Source organism: Chryseobacterium paludis (genome assembly GCF_025403485.1).
In the GTDB taxonomy this organism is placed as follows: Bacteria; Bacteroidota; Bacteroidia; order Flavobacteriales; family Weeksellaceae; genus Chryseobacterium; species Chryseobacterium paludis.
The window spans coordinates 1,019,479-1,034,704 of sequence record NZ_CP099966.1 but is presented as its reverse complement, the minus strand read 5'-3'; the positions used below and the strand labels follow the sequence as shown (position 1 = coordinate 1,034,704).

General features: G+C 33.4%; 12 protein-coding genes and 1 pseudogene. 10 read left to right on the top strand and 3 right to left on the bottom strand.

Going from position 1 to position 15,226, the window contains the following annotated elements; translation table 11 throughout:
- Window positions 1-26 precede the first annotated feature (26 nt).
- Window positions 27-758, bottom strand: coding sequence for a TrmH family RNA methyltransferase (locus tag NG806_RS04315; protein ID WP_261512095.1), 732 nt, complete (start codon window positions 756-758; stop codon window positions 27-29).
- On the opposite strand from NG806_RS04315, the gene tamL reads away from it, so the two are divergent.
- On the top strand, window positions 744-3,353 hold the full coding sequence (tamL, locus tag NG806_RS04310) for a translocation and assembly module lipoprotein TamL (protein ID WP_214825348.1): 2,610 nt from the start codon (window positions 744-746) through the stop codon (window positions 3,351-3,353). The two genes, NG806_RS04315 and tamL, sit on opposite strands and share 15 nt — an antisense overlap.
- On the opposite strand, the gene NG806_RS04305 is transcribed toward tamL, so the two are convergent.
- Both NG806_RS04305 and NG806_RS04300 read right to left on the bottom strand, forming a co-directional pair.
- Window positions 3,350-3,949 (bottom strand): SanA/YdcF family protein, encoded by a 600-nt coding sequence (locus NG806_RS04305; RefSeq protein ID WP_390882597.1) that lies wholly within the window; start codon window positions 3,947-3,949, stop codon window positions 3,350-3,352. The genes tamL and NG806_RS04305 overlap by 4 nt on opposite strands.
- A gap of 14 nt (window positions 3,950-3,963) precedes the next feature.
- Window positions 3,964-5,088, bottom strand: a complete 1,125-nt coding sequence (locus NG806_RS04300) for a flavin reductase family protein (protein WP_214825352.1) — start codon at window positions 5,086-5,088, stop codon at window positions 3,964-3,966.
- A 29-nt stretch (window positions 5,089-5,117) separates the two neighbouring features.
- On the opposite strand from NG806_RS04300, the gene NG806_RS04295 reads away from it, so the two are divergent.
- The 9 genes and pseudogenes from NG806_RS04295 (at window position 5,118) to NG806_RS04255 (ending at window position 15,165) form a co-directional block, all read left to right on the top strand.
- The gene (locus tag NG806_RS04295; protein WP_261512094.1) at window positions 5,118-5,681 is read left to right on the top strand and encodes a TlpA family protein disulfide reductase; all 564 of its coding nucleotides are present in this window, start codon (window positions 5,118-5,120) and stop codon (window positions 5,679-5,681) included.
- Window positions 5,682-5,706: 25 nt separating this feature from the next.
- Window positions 5,707-6,678 carry a FecCD family ABC transporter permease gene (locus tag NG806_RS04290; RefSeq protein WP_261512093.1) on the top strand — a complete coding sequence of 324 codons (972 nt, stop codon included), beginning with the start codon at window positions 5,707-5,709 and terminating at the stop codon, window positions 6,676-6,678.
- A gap of 500 nt (window positions 6,679-7,178) precedes the next feature.
- Window positions 7,179-8,102: an ABC transporter ATP-binding protein gene (locus tag NG806_RS04285; protein ID WP_261512092.1), complete on the top strand. Its 924-nt coding sequence runs from the start codon at window positions 7,179-7,181 to the stop codon at window positions 8,100-8,102.
- 166 nt (window positions 8,103-8,268) lie between these two features.
- Window positions 8,269-8,718, top strand: coding sequence for a MarR family winged helix-turn-helix transcriptional regulator (locus NG806_RS04280; RefSeq protein WP_200249134.1), 450 nt, complete (start codon window positions 8,269-8,271; stop codon window positions 8,716-8,718).
- A 62-nt stretch (window positions 8,719-8,780) separates the two neighbouring features.
- Window positions 8,781-11,186: a 3-hydroxyacyl-CoA dehydrogenase/enoyl-CoA hydratase family protein gene (locus NG806_RS04275; protein ID WP_214825361.1), complete on the top strand. Its 2,406-nt coding sequence runs from the start codon at window positions 8,781-8,783 to the stop codon at window positions 11,184-11,186.
- Between the two features lie 120 nt (window positions 11,187-11,306).
- A complete protein-coding gene (locus NG806_RS04270; protein ID WP_214825364.1) occupies window positions 11,307-12,488 on the top strand; it encodes an acetyl-CoA C-acyltransferase in 1,182 nt (393 codons plus the stop codon).
- A gap of 87 nt (window positions 12,489-12,575) precedes the next feature.
- Window positions 12,576-12,887: pseudogene (locus tag NG806_RS04265) on the top strand (four helix bundle protein).
- A gap of 58 nt (window positions 12,888-12,945) precedes the next feature.
- Window positions 12,946-14,727: an acyl-CoA dehydrogenase family protein gene (locus NG806_RS04260; RefSeq protein ID WP_214825369.1), complete on the top strand. Its 1,782-nt coding sequence runs from the start codon at window positions 12,946-12,948 to the stop codon at window positions 14,725-14,727.
- 102 nt (window positions 14,728-14,829) lie between these two features.
- On the top strand, window positions 14,830-15,165 hold the full coding sequence (locus NG806_RS04255; protein WP_214825371.1) for a YegP family protein: 336 nt from the start codon (window positions 14,830-14,832) through the stop codon (window positions 15,163-15,165).
- Window positions 15,166-15,226 lie beyond the last annotated feature (61 nt).

The following is a 15,226-nucleotide window of genomic DNA, read 5'->3' as shown; positions in this document are numbered from 1 at the left end:
TTAAAACCGCATTTCAGCGGTTTTTTTTATTTTTCAGATGAAAACAATTGTCCCAATATTATTCCCGCAGCCATTGATACATTTAGACTCTCTGTAGACTGAGACTTTCCAAATCTTGGAATACTTATGCTCTTATGAAGTAATTTTTCGGTTTCGGGACGCATTCCATTTCCTTCATTTCCCAGGATTAGATTTAATTTATGAGGCTTTTCAAACTGATAAATATTTTCTCCATCCATATCAGTTCCTATATTTATATTATCCGTCTCAGAAAGATACTCTACAAGATCACAGTATACAATATTTACTCTCGTAAAAGATCCCATACTGGCTTGGATCACTTTAGGATTATAGAAATCCACAGTATCCTCACTACAAATAATCTGTTCTATTCCAAACCAATCTGCCAGACGAATGATAGTGCCTAAATTTCCAGGATCCTGAATCCCATCCAGTACAAGCTGAATATTTTGATCTGTTATTTTTTTTTCAGGCTCAATATGGCAAACAGCAATAGAATCTTTAGGAGTTTTCAGAAAACTAACTTTTTTCAACTCATTTTCAGATATATGAGTCATCATTATTCCCGGAAAATCCAATTTATGTGGATCCGTAGATAATATTTCTTTAATTTTAAAGTTAGAATTCGGAAGTTCAGAAATGATTTTATTACCTTCAACCAAAAACAAATTGTATTTTTGTCTGAACTTCTTTTTATCTAAAGACTGTAAAATTTTTATTGTATGAGCTGTAAGCATTATAAGAATTCTCCTCAAAAATATTATAAAATTATATCATTTGCAACATTTATTGCTCTTCTTTGTGCTTGTAGTACTACAAAAAAAGTTCCTGATGGTGAATATTTGCTTACAGAAAACAAATTTAATTTTGAAGATCAAAAAGAAGCTTTTGACAGTGAGTTAAAGGGTTATGTACAGCAAAAACCTAATAAAAAACAATTCCTGTTTATGCCATTAGGGTTATGGTTATATAATGCAGCTAATCCTAAATACGATACTATTCTTAATGAATACATGACCTACCCTAGTGAAATGCGAACTCAAAAATTAAGAGATTCTCTTTTCATTAAGTACAACATGAAAAGCAGCATAGGAAAAAGCTTATTACTTGACAGATTATACCACAACTGGGGTGCAGCACCTGTTATTCTGGATCAGACAAAAGTTGAGAAAGGAGCTGAATCTATTAATAAAAGACTTACCTACAGAGGATACTGGGATGGTGAAGTGAAATTTAAGACAAAGATTGATTCAGCAGCAAAAAAGGCAGCAGTTACATATTTTATCACTCACAATGATCCAACTTATATCAAAGAATATTATTACAATATTCCAGATCCGGTTGTTCATAATATATATCAGCAAAAGATTCATGAAACCCTTATCAGATCAGGGCAGGTTCTGGATCAGACAGTACTTGAAAAGGAAGTAATGAGGATCAATGAGATCATGAAAGATTATGGCTATTATAGGTTTAATAATTTTAATGATGAAGTTTATTTTGTTGCTGATTCATTAAAAAGCAGAAAACAGGTACCTCTTACTTTAGAGATTCACAATGATTCTATTGATACTCCATATAAAGTGGCTACAATTGGCAATATTGATGTTGCTATAGTAAATGAGGCAGGAGATTTTCGTAAAAATACAGCGAAGGACAGTTTAAGAGGAATCAGATTTCATAAGGTTAATAATAAATATCAGACACGATCTATATGGAGAAATATTATTGTCGGTCATAAACAAATATATGATCAGAAGAAACTTGATCTGACCAAAAGAAATATTTTGTCAATGAATAACTTCACCATTCTGAAAGCTAAAGATTCTTTAAGACAGGGCGGCGAAGGATCTCCAAATGACAGTATTATTGATGTCTTGTATTTGCTGAAACCGCTTCCCAAATATGAATTAAAAGTGGGAACAGATATTAATTATTCTCAAATATTAAATTTAGGAATCTCACCTTCTATTGATCTTACCACAAGAAATATTTTTAAAGGCGCAGAAAACCTTTCAACAAGTTTATCGGGGACATTTGGGTCGATAAGAAGTACCAAGGATATTAGCCAGAGAATTTTAGCTTATGAACTATCTGCACAGGCATCAATTAATTTTCCAAGACTTTTGCTACCTTTTGATTATTATAAATTGATTCCTAAAAGATACAGCCCAACATCATCTATTGTTCTTGGTGCCACCGTACAAAATAATATAGGTTTAGGAAGGGTTAACTTTAATACAGGATTAAATTATCTGGCAACAGTAAATGATAAAGTATCTCATAGGTTAACACTTTTCAACACACAGTTAAGTTTAACAAAGAATAAATCGGCTTATTATGATTTTTTCACCAATGATAATGAGTTAAGAAAAGAAATATTTACTAATTACTTTCAAAGCGGCCCGGTAGGTCAGTCAACGGAAACTAAATATTTGGCCGGACAACTTACAATTGATGAAGTTTCCCAACAAATTGTAACTGATACCAATTACATTACAAGTCTTGATCAAAAAGGAAGGGATCTTTTTACCGCATTTACAGGAACCCTGGTCAATAAGGACAGACAAACTCAAGATGTTCTGATTTCATCTATGATCTATAATTATGTGTATAATGAGATCGGAAAAAAGGAATACCCTAATGCATTTTATTTTAATGGAAAGGTAGAATTGGCAGGTAATATATTGAGTATATTTAACCAGAAAAGAGATGATGGAGGGGTTGTAACCAGCCCGCAAAGAACTATTTTCGGAGTACCTTATGCTCAGTTTGTGAAATTCGACTTTGACGTAAGAAAGTATTTTAAATTTAATGGAAATCAAACCTTGGTTCTTCGACAGTTTATTGGTGTAGGAATTCCTTACGGAAATTCCACTTCAATGCCTGTGATAAGATCTTATTTCAATGGAGGTTCCAATGACATCAGAGCCTGGGTTGCTTTTGGTGGTTTAGGTCCTGCTGATTCTCAGATTGATGAAAGGGTTCGAACCTACATGACGGATAATTTAAAACTGACAACCAATATCGAATATCGAATTCCTTTTACTGATATGTATGAGGGAGCTTTATTCACCGATATTGGTAACACATGGAGTCTTCGTAATTATAATGACGGATATGGTGATGAATTTAAATTCAATAAATTCTTAGGCCAGGTTGGTGTTGGTAGTGGATTTGGATTAAGAGTGAATGTAGCTTATATTACTTTAAGGCTAGATTTTGCTTACAAGATCTATGATCCCAATAAACCTAATGGAGACCGATGGAGATTTAAAGATTTCCAACCTTTCAAGCCAACATTAAATATCGCATTTGGTTATCCTTTCTAATCAGGAGAAATTCCCAGTAAAAAATACACTACAGCAATCATTCTGGCGAATATTTCTCTGAATTGGTTTCTGTAGTAACTTTCAGGTTTATTAACATCTTGTGCATCAAAACCTAAAGCATTCATATTATTATTTCTTGCAAAAAATAAAGCACGTAGATTATGAAAACCCTGTGAAACAATGATTACATTATTTTCCTTATAAATGTCTTTACAGCGTAAAATACTTTTGTAGGTGTTAAAACCTTTGGGATCTTCTATGATAATTTCTTCAGGTACCCCTTCCTGATAGACTAAATAGTTTTTCATCGCTGCCGGTTCGTTATAGCCTTTGCTTTTTTCGCCACTTACAATTATCTTTCTAATTTTTCCATGGTGATAGAGTAAAGCAGCAGCATCCATCCTCTTTGTGAAATAAGGATTGGATAAGCCTGATCTCATTTTAGGAGATGTTCCTAACACTAAAGCAATTTCGCGTGGTGGTATTTTTGATATTTTGGTATAGGTCCTACCATTAGTAAGAGCAAAAACCCATGCATTAGCAAGACATATCACTAGAATTCCAATTTCTATTGATGATATAATAAGATTAAATATGTTTCTTACAACTCTCAAATGAGATCAAAGTTAAGCTTTATTTTCTTACTTTTTGCAATAGACATGCAAGCTAATATTTTTCCTTGCGATTCTTCTTTTTCGGTCAAATATTCATTCTCTAGTAATTCAACTTCTCCTTCTTCCAGATAACATTCGCAGCTCCCACAGATTCCTGATTTACAGGAATACGGAACTTGGAATTTTTGAATAAGTAATTGCTGTAGAATTTTCTCTCTATTATCAGGAAGTTCTGTCGAATATTTTTGCCCCTGTATCTTAAAGTCTACTTCCACATTTTCTATTAATGGAAATTCTTTTTCTATAGGATATATATCATCATTAAATTCTTCGAAAAGCTCAAAATGAATATTTTTTTTGGGAATACCATGGTGGTAACAAGCATTTGCAAGGGTTTTGATCATCTCTCCTTTTCCACAGATCAAAACTTCATCTACAGCATCCCAAATGGTAGATTCTTCATCCGTATCATCAAGATGTAAAATCTGGTTGATAATTAAATTTAATTTTTTAGCATCCAGCCTGCCATAGAAAAATTGATCCGGAGTTTTTTCCTTAGAAAAAAAATAAAAAATTTGTAATCTATTATTATGTTTCCGTGCAAGATTATCCAGAAGATCTCTGTAAACTAATTCCTCAGAACTCTTGTTTCCAAAGAATAAGAACAATCTCGTTCGTGGTTCATTATGGAGAATATTTTTAAAATGACTTAAAACAGGGGTGATACCAATTCCTGCAGCAAAGGCGATAATTGTTCTGAATTCACTCGGTTTTGATACTAAAGTAAATCTACCACTTGGCTCACTGATTAGTAATTGATCGCCTACATTGTAATTTCTAAAGAGTTCTGAAGTTGCTCCTTCAGATGAATTTATCTTTATTCCTAAACTTATCTTTTTCTCATAAGGAGCCGAAGTCATTGAATAATCATTAACGATATCTTCTCCGTGAGACTGAAATTTAATACTAACAAACTGCCCTGCTTCAAATCGAAAATTCTCTTGTAAATTCTCTGGAATTTCGAATTCCAGAGAAAAAGTATTTTTGGTCAGGTCTTCCTTTTTCGCTATTTTTAACCAATGAAACTGCGTAAGTTTCCCTTTATAGATTTGTTGTTCCATACTTCAAATTCAAAAATACTAAAATAATTATGAAGAAGATAATTTTATCAACGCTTGTTATTATTACACTGGTAAGCTGTAAAAAAGAAAATCAAAAAATTGATGATACAGCAAGTCCTAAAGATTCGATTTCTGTCGTAGACAATAATGGATCTGGTAATACAGCATATATTTCCAAAGAAATTTCACCTAATAATATAGGTGATTATCTTGCTAAAAATAATGATACGTTGTATGTCACCAACTTCTTTGCTACCTGGTGTGGGCCGTGTATGAAAGAAATTCCTCATTTCAAGAAAAAGATGGAGGAATTAAAAGGAAAACCTGTTAAATTCACTTTCGTTAATCTGGATGATCAGTCTGAATGGAATACCTCCGTTAAGAAATTCGCAGAGGAAAACGATCTAGCAAAAAATATTGTTTTATTGGATGGAAAAAAGCTGGATCAGAATTTCTTCCCTAAAAATTTCAAGCAATGGGATGGCGGATCTATTCCTTTTACATACATGAGAAAAGGGACTAAAACTGATGAGTCTTTGGGAATGATGAGTGAAGAACTTTTAGATTCAAAAATCAGTTCATTTTTAAAATAAAATCCTACAGAATTATTTCTGAACAATGTCTAAAAAATTTAAAATCCTGTGTTCATTATTTGTAGTCGCTATTATTCTTACTGCGATTATCAATATGAATACAGGATTTTTAAGCTTAGAACTCCAGGACTTTTTTTACAATTCACCCAATAGTCAAATTGCAGATATTCGAATCAATCGAGTATTGGTAATGCTTTTAGCGGGTTTATCAATTCCTACTTCAGGTTTTCTGATGCAGGAATATTTCCAAAATCCATTAGCAGGTCCTGATATATTAGGAATCACATCAGTAGCAAGTTTATCCGTTTCGTTTTATATTTTCTTTTCACATGATATTTTGCTCCCTGAATTTTTACAAAATAGTTTTCTAAGCTTATCAGCAATTGTTGGCAGCTTATTATTAATGTTGGTTCTATTATCTATTTCCAATAAATTCCAGGACAAATCCTATCTGATCATTTTTGGTTTTTTGGTTTCTGCTTTAGCCGGAGCGATTGTCTCATTACTTCAATTATATGCAGAAAATCAAAACTTAAAAAACTATATTCTATGGTCTTTCGGGGCTAATAATATGGTAACTAGAAATCAGATTTTAGTATTATTGATTTTAGTATTACTAGGTTTGTTTATGTCCTTCAAAACGATAAAACCACTTATAGGAAACTCATTGGGAAGTTCATATGCTCAAAGCTTGGGTGTGAACCTGCATCATCTGAAATTATCGATAATTGTAGCATCTTCCCTCCTATCGGCATCAATTACAGCCTTTTTGGGACCTATTTTATTTATTGGGATTATTGTTCCCCATTTTTGCAGATTAATTTATAACCCCGCAAAACTATGGCAGCAATGGATATTAAATATGATGCTTGGAATGCTTATGATGCTGGTATTTTCAATTATAGCAGAAAAAAGTCAGATTCCTTTAAATGTGATAAGCTCTATATTTGGAATACCTGTAATTTTGGTGATGCTCTTGAAGCAAAGTAAAGTTTAGAGTACAATTAAAGAAAAAGATGAAGATTAGATCTTAGAATATGAATTTTATTATTTCAAAAAATGGTTTAGATTCCTATGGAATAACTCCTAACATTTGTCATTCTGAAAGAATCTAAAGGAAGTACATAGAAGAACGCAAGTTCATAGATTTGTACCAATAAAATAAGTACCCTTATTAGAATAAGCTAGATAAACAATGAGTATAAGAGTATCACAAAAAAAATTAATTACTATTCACATCTTTCTATTTGTGTTTGGTATTGCTTTTTTGGAATTATCTAGTATGTTTAGATTTAATAAAGATCTACATTGGATCTATTCAGCAGGGTGTAATTATCATTTTCTGATTACTTTACCATTATGTTTCTGTGGTTCTCTTGCTTTAGCTATTTACAGTTTATGGAAGGGAAAAGAAAATAAATTTTTATATTTAATCTTTAGTGCAATACCACTTATTTTATTTTTGATAATGATTTATCTAACTTATTAAAATTCAACATGCACCTACAAATCAAACAAGCAACTATCGGCTATGATAAGTCTTTAATTTCAGATGTTCATACAAATTTGAATCTGGGAGACGTATGCTTGTTAATTGGAAATAATGGTGTAGGAAAAACTACTTTAATTAAGTCCATTCTTCACCAGACGCTCTTATTAGGAGGAGACATCCTAATTAACAATAGAAATATAAAAACACTTTCTGTTAAAGAGATCGCAGAAAATATCGCGGTTGTGTTTTCAAAGGCTCTTATCCCTCAAAATTATACGGTGGAAGATCTTATTTCATTAGGTAAATATATTTATTACCCCTATTATTTTGAACTCAAAAAAGAGGATAAACAAGAGGTATCAAATATCATTAATGAACTGGACCTGGATCAATATAAACATGTTCTGCTTAAAAACCTTTCAGATGGCAATCTTCAAAAAGCATTCATAGGTCGTGCTATAGCACAAAATTCACCTATTATCATTTTGGATGAACCAACTACTCATCTTGATGAAAAAAATAAATTAATTATTCTTAAAACACTTCGAAAATTGGCCAAAGAACAAAATAAACTAATTTTGTTTTCCTCTCACGACTGGCGACTGGCAAAAGAGTTCGCAGATAAGATATGGTACGTAAAGGATACTCTGCTATACTCAGGAATTGTTGAGGATATACTTCTTCAGCATGAAGAGCTTATTAATGTCTCTTTATTTCAGGTAAACGAGCGTTTTATTGCACCAGCAATTGTTGCTCCCGCCATTCATAGGGAAATGCTGTATTCATTACTTCAAAAAAACTTCCAAAAAGACCTTTCTTCTTTCCAATTTGACTTCCAGGATAGCTTTTGGGTTATTTCTCATCATAACACAAAACAGCAATGCGAATCCTTTGAGGAAATCATCAATTACATTAAGAACATTCATTAATACTTAGTTTTTATTAAATATTTCACATACTATGCATGCATAGTATTATGCTACTCATACAATTTAATCGACTTACTACCAGATTGTTAACAAATTTTAACGTTAATAAATACTATGCATGCATAATATTTACTAAATTTGATAAAAACCTATTACCACAAAAATGATGGATAATAACAAGGAAAAAATAGAAAACGTAGATCTGGTCCTGAAACAAACTTGGCTGGCTGTATCTAAAATGTATACAGAACTGGCTCAGGAACATGATTCTACAGCAGTTCAAGCTCTCACACTTCTTAAAATAGATCCTAAAGAAGGCACAAGAAGTACTAATCTTGGTCCTAAAATGGCCATTGAACCAACATCTTTAACCAGGATTATAAAACTATTGGAAGACAATGGTTACATCTATAAGGAAAAGACAACCACTGATAAGAGAGAAGTTATTATAAAACTTACTGATAAAGGATTAAACTCCAGAAATCTCTCTAAAGAAGTTGTCGTAAGCTTTAATAAAAGAGTTATGGAAAAGATTGCTCCCGAAAAATTGGAAACCTTCAAAGAGGTTATGCATGAAATCATGAAAATTGCAAACGATCTAAATAATAGAAAATAAATTAAACTGAAACCGAAAGGTTCCATGTGACAAAATAAAAATAAACAATAAATAGTTTACAAATGAAAAGAAGAATCAAACACGTAACGGTTCTTGGTTCAGGAATCATGGGAAGCGGTATTGCAGCTCACTTTGCCAATATTGGTGTAGAAGTTTTGCTGTTGGATATTGTTCCTTTTGAATTAACTGAAGCGGAGCAAAAAAAAGGTTTGACCAAAGATGATAAAGCGGTGAGAAACAGAATTGCTGCAGAAAACTTTGAAAAACTTAAAAAGGCGAGCCCTGCACTACTCTATTCTCCAAAATTTGCAGATAGAATTAAAGTGGGGAACTTTGATGATGATTTACAGACAATAAAAAATACAGACTGGATTATTGAAGTTGTTGTTGAAAAACTAGACATCAAAAAATCAGTTTATGAAAAAATTGAACAATTCAGAAAACCGGGAACATTAATTTCTTCTAATACATCCGGAATTCCTATTCATTTTCTAACAGAAGGAAGAAGCGAGGATTTTAAAAAGTATTTTGCGGGAACCCACTTCTTTAATCCTGTAAGGTATCTTCCTCTTTTGGAGATTATTCCAACAAATGATACAGATCCTGAAATTATAGATTTCTATATGACCTATGGAGCTAAATTTTTAGGTAAAACAACTGTTTTAGCAAAAGATACTCCAGCATTCATTGCCAATAGAATTGGGGTATTCTCTATGATGGATCTTCTTCATAACGTACAAAAATTAGGTTTAAACGTTTCTGATGTTGATAAATTAACAGGCCCTGTAATTGGTCGTCCTAAATCTGCGACTTTCAGAACGGCTGACGTTGTTGGTTTAGATACATTGGTTATGGTGGCTAATGGCGTTCGCCAAAGTGGTGCTGAAGCTAATAATTTTAATGATGTATTTGCTTTACCTGATTATATCCAGAAAATGATGGATAACAAATGGTTAGGATCCAAGACTCAACAGGGATTCTATAAGAAGGTGAAGAACGCAGAAGGAAAATCTGAAATTCATGGATTAAATCTTGATACTTTAGAATATGAACTTCAAGGAAAATCCTCTTTCCCTACTCTGGAATTAACAAAAGCTATTGATAAACCAATTGACAGATTTAAAGTTTTAATTGGTGGAAAAGATAAGGCAGGAGAACTATACAGAAAATCTTTAGGAGCATTATTTGCCTATGTCTCTCATAAAGTTCCTGAAATCTCTGATGATATCTATAAAATTGATGATGCCATGCGGGCTGGTTTCGGATGGGAAAATGGACCATTTGAAATCTGGGATGCAGTAGGAATTCAAAAAGGAGTTGAACTGGCAAAAGATGCAGGTTATGATGTGTCAGACTGGGCAAAAACCCTGGCAGAAAAAGGAGAAACTTTTTATAAAGTAAATGATGAGGGACAAAGTATCTATTACGATAAAAACTCTGGAAATTACAACAATATCCCAGGTCAGAATGCTTTTATTATTTTAGACAATATCAGAAAGAACAAAACACTTTGGAGTAATTCAGGTGCTGCTATAGAAGATTTAGGAGACGGAATTATCAACTTTGAGATCCGTTCTAAAATGAATTCTCTTGGAGGCGAAGTTCTTGATGGACTAAACAGAGCCATTGATTTAGCAGAAAAAGAATACGACGGTTTAGTAATCGGAAATCAAGGAACTAACTTTTCAGTAGGAGCTAATTTAGCAATGATCCTAATGATGGCTATTGAGCAAGATTGGGATGATCTGAATATGGCCATTGCCTACTTCCAGAAATCAATGATGCGGGTTCGTTATTCTTCAATTCCTGTCGTTGTAGCTCCTCACGGAATGACTCTTGGAGGTGGTTGTGAAATGACTATGCATGCAGACCGGGTAGTTGCTGCTGCTGAAACCTACATTGGTTTAGTAGAAACCGGAGTTGGTGTAATTCCTGGTGGTGGTGGTACTAAAGAATTGACTTTAAGAACTTCTAGAGAATTCCATAGTGATGATGTTAAAAATAACAGACTTCGTGAGGCTTTCATGAATATTGCCATGGGTAAAGTAGCAACATCTGCTTATGAAGCTTATGATATGGGAATCCTTGAAAAAGGAAAAGATATCGTTTCTGTAAGTAAAAACAGACAAATTGCCGAAGCTAAAAAGATTGCAAAATTATTAGCTGAGCAAGGTTACACTCAGCCAATCGAACAAAAAGTAAAAGTGTTAGGAAGAGATGCTCTTGGAATGTTCTATGTAGGAACAGATCAAATGTTAACAGGAAACTTCATTTCTGAACACGACAAGAAAATTGCAGATAAATTAGCCAATGTAATGGTGGGAGGAAATCTTTCTGAACCAACTGTAGTGACTGAACAATACCTATTGAACCTTGAAAGAGAAACTTTCCTTCAGCTTTGTGGTGAAAGAAAAACTCTTGAAAGAATTCAGTATATGTTACAAAATGGAAAACCGTTAAGAAATTAGGATTTTCAAAAATTAACACACACCTTGTCATTCCGTAGGAATCTAAACTACGTTAAGATGCTTCCAGCATGACAAACTAAGTGTATAATTTTTATAATTAATCAATTAATACTAAAAAAAATGTCAAAGACAGCATATATAGTTAAGGGTTTTAGAACTGCCGTTGGAAAGGCTCCAAAAGGAAGTTTAAGATTTACCAGACCCGACGTAATGGCGGCTACAGTCATTGAAAAATTAATGGCAGAGCTTCCACAATTAGATAAAAACAGAATTGATGACCTTATCGTTGGAAACGCAATGCCGGAAGCTGAACAAGGCCTGAACGTTGCCCGTTTAATTTCATTAATGGGATTGAATACCGATAAAGTTCCGGGAGTTACCGTAAACAGATACTGTGCATCAGGAAGTGAGGCTATAGCGATTGCTTCAGCAAAAATCCAGGCTGGAATGGCAGATTGTATCATTGCTGGGGGTACAGAATCAATGTCTTATATCCCAATGGGTGGTTATAAGCCAGTTCCTGAAACAGATATAGCAAAGACAAATCCTGATTATTATTGGGGAATGGGCTATACCGCTGAAGAGGTTGCTAAGCAATATAATATTACAAGAGAAGAACAGGATCAGTTTGCTTTTGAATCCCATATGAAAGCTTTAAAAGCTAATGCTGAAGGTAAATTCGCCAACCAGATTGTTTCAATTCCTGTTGAATATAATTTCTTAGACGAAAATCAGAAAATGCAGACTAAAAAGTTTGACTTTTCAGTAGATGAAGGTCCAAGAAAAGATACTTCTTTAGAAGGTTTGGCTAAACTTAGACCTGTTTTTGCAAACGGAGGAAGCGTAACAGCCGGAAACTCTTCTCAAATGAGTGATGGAGCAGCTTTCGTAATGGTAATGAGTGAAGAAATGGTAAAAGAACTTGGTCTTCAACCTGAAGCAAGATTAGTAGCTTATGCTGCGGCTGGTCTTGAACCAAGAATTATGGGTATGGGACCAATCTATGCTATTCCAAAGGCCTTAAAACAAGCAGGCTTAGAATTAAAAGACATTGAACTGATTGAATTAAATGAGGCTTTTGCTTCTCAATCTGTTGCTATAAAAAAAGAATTAGGATTAAATCCTGATATTCTGAATGTAAACGGAGGTGCAATTGCTCTTGGTCACCCACTGGGATGTACAGGAACAAAATTAACCGTTCAGCTACTTGATGAAATGAGAAAGCGCGGAAACAAATATGGAATGGTTTCAATGTGTGTAGGAACAGGACAAGGAGCAGCTTCTATTTTTGAACTACTTTAGAACAATTTTGAATTATGAATTTTAAATTTTGGATTGAATGCAAAAGGAAAATCTAATTAAAGATATGTATTCAATTTTGCTTTATCAATTATCGAATTATATAAAATCTGCAAATCTCAGAATGAATTTATTCTTTCAAAACAATTATTAAGAAGTGGAACTTCTATTGACGCTAATGTTTAAGAAGCTTTAGCAGGATTTTCGGAAAAAGATTTCCTCCATAAAATGTCAATAGCAAGTAAAGAAGCTAGAGAGTCTCAATACTGGATTGATTTACTATCACAATCTAAATTAGTTCAGTTTGATGAGATAAGATATAAATTAGAGATTCAAAGTATTGTAAATATTTTAACATCGATTGTTAAAACGCTTCAAGATAAGTTAAGACTGAAATCATAATTCAAAATCCACAATCTAAAATTCAAAATTAAATAACTAAAATTTAAAATAATCAATAATGAGTGATACACTTAATAAAACATTAAAAGGTGGTGAGTTTTTAATTAAAGAAATTCCTGCTAATGAAATCTTCTCTTTGGAAGAACTTTCAGAAGAGCAAAAAATGCTTCGTGATTCTGCAAAAGAATTTATTGACAGAGAAGTAATTCCTCAAAAAGAAAGATTTGAGAAAAAAGATTATGCCTTAACTGAAGAAAAGATGCGTCAGTTGGGTGAAATGGGACTTTTAGGAGTTGCTGTCCCTGAGGAATATGGTGGTCTTGGAATGGGCTTCGTTAATACCATGCTTGCTTGTGACTACTGCTCTGGAGCTAATGGTTCTTTGGCTACAGCTTATGGCGCGCATACGGGAATCGGAACACTTCCTATCCTGTTATATGGAACAGAAGAGCAAAAGAAAAAATATCTTCCGGATCTGGCTACAGGAACGAAATTTGGAGCATATTGTTTGACAGAACCGGATGCTGGTTCTGATGCAAATTCAGGGAAGACAAGAGCAAAACTTTCTGAAGATGGAAAACACTATATCATCAATGGACAAAAAATGTGGATCTCTAATGCAGGTTTTGCAGAAATATTCATTGTTTTCGCTAAAATTGATGATGATAAAAACATTACAGGTTTCATCGTAGAAAAAGAAGGAACTACAGGTCTTAGTTTCGGTGAGGAAGAGCACAAATTAGGAATCCGTTCGTCTTCTACAAGACAGGTTTTCTTTAATGATATGAAAGTTCCGGTAGAAAATCTTTTAGGTGAAAGAAACAACGGTTTCAAGATCGCTTTAAATGCTTTAAATGTTGGAAGAATTAAATTAGCTGCAGCAAACCTTGACGGACAAAGAAGAATTTTAAACCATTCTCTTCAATATTCTAACGAAAGAAAACAGTTTGGTGTTTCTATTTCAACTTTTGGAGCAATCAGAAAGAAATTAGCTGAAATGGCAACTGGGATCTTCGTTGCTGAAGCAGGATCTTACAGAGCAGCAAAAGATGTTGAAGATAAAATCAATGAATTGGTTGCTGGCGGAATGAATCACCAACAAGCTGAATTAAAAGGAGTTGAAGAATTTGCTGTAGAAGCTTCTATTTTGAAAGTTTTTGTTTCAGATTTAACACAACATACTGCTGATGAAGGAATTCAGGTATATGGAGGAATGGGATTCTCAGAAGATATGCCAATGGAAGCAGCCTGGAGAGATTCAAGAATTGCAAGAATCTATGAGGGAACCAATGAAATCAACCGTCTTCTGGCTGTTGGAATGTTGATTAAAAAAGCAATGAAAGGAGAACTGGATCTGCTTTCTCCAGCAATGGCTATCAGCAAAGAATTGATGGGTATTCCTTCATTTGATGTTCCTGATTACTCTGCATTCATGAGTGAAGAAAAAGCTATTATTGCTAACCTTAAAAAAGTGTTTTTAATGGTTTCAGGAGCTGCTCTTCAGAAGTATATGATGGATATTGAAAAGCAACAACATTTACTGTTAAATGCTTCAGAGATCCTTAACCAGATCTATATGGCAGAATCTGCTATTTTAAGAGCTGAGAAACACTTCTCTCCTGATTCTGTAGAAGCTGCAATGGCTCAATTAAATCTTTACAAAGCTGTCGAAAAAATTATCGTAGCTGCTAAAGAAGGAATTATTTCATTTGCTGAGGGCGATGAGCAGAGAATGATGCTTTCAGGATTAAGAAGATTTACAAAATATACGAACCATCCGAATGTCGTTGCTTTAACTGAAAAAGTAGCAGCACATTATATTGGAAAAGGAGCTTATTAGTCTTTTACATATAAATTTGATTTTCAAAGCGTCTCATTTTTTTGAGACGTTTTTTATTTGCATTTTTTTTTATAATTTTAAGGAAATCATAAATTAAAAATTATGGGAAAATTTATTATTTCAAAAAGAACAAACGGAGACTACCAGTTTAATCTAAAAGCCAGTAATGGGCAGGTAATTTTAACCAGCCAGGGGTACAGTTCTAAATCAGGATGTGAAAATGGTATTGAATCTGTCCGGGTAAATTCCAAGGATGATTCTAAATTCGAAAGAAAAGCATCTTCCAATGGGAAATCTTATTTCAACCTGAAAGCCGGAAATGGGCAGATCGTTGGAACAAGCCAAATGTATGAGTCGGAAAGCGGTATGGAAAAGGGAATAGAATCTGTAAAAGCCAATGCTCCAATAGCGTCCGTAGAAGAAGAAACTACCGGATAAAATAATCTAAAATAAATTTTAGAAAATGTCTTATTTATGTAAGGCATTTTCTATTTTTGTA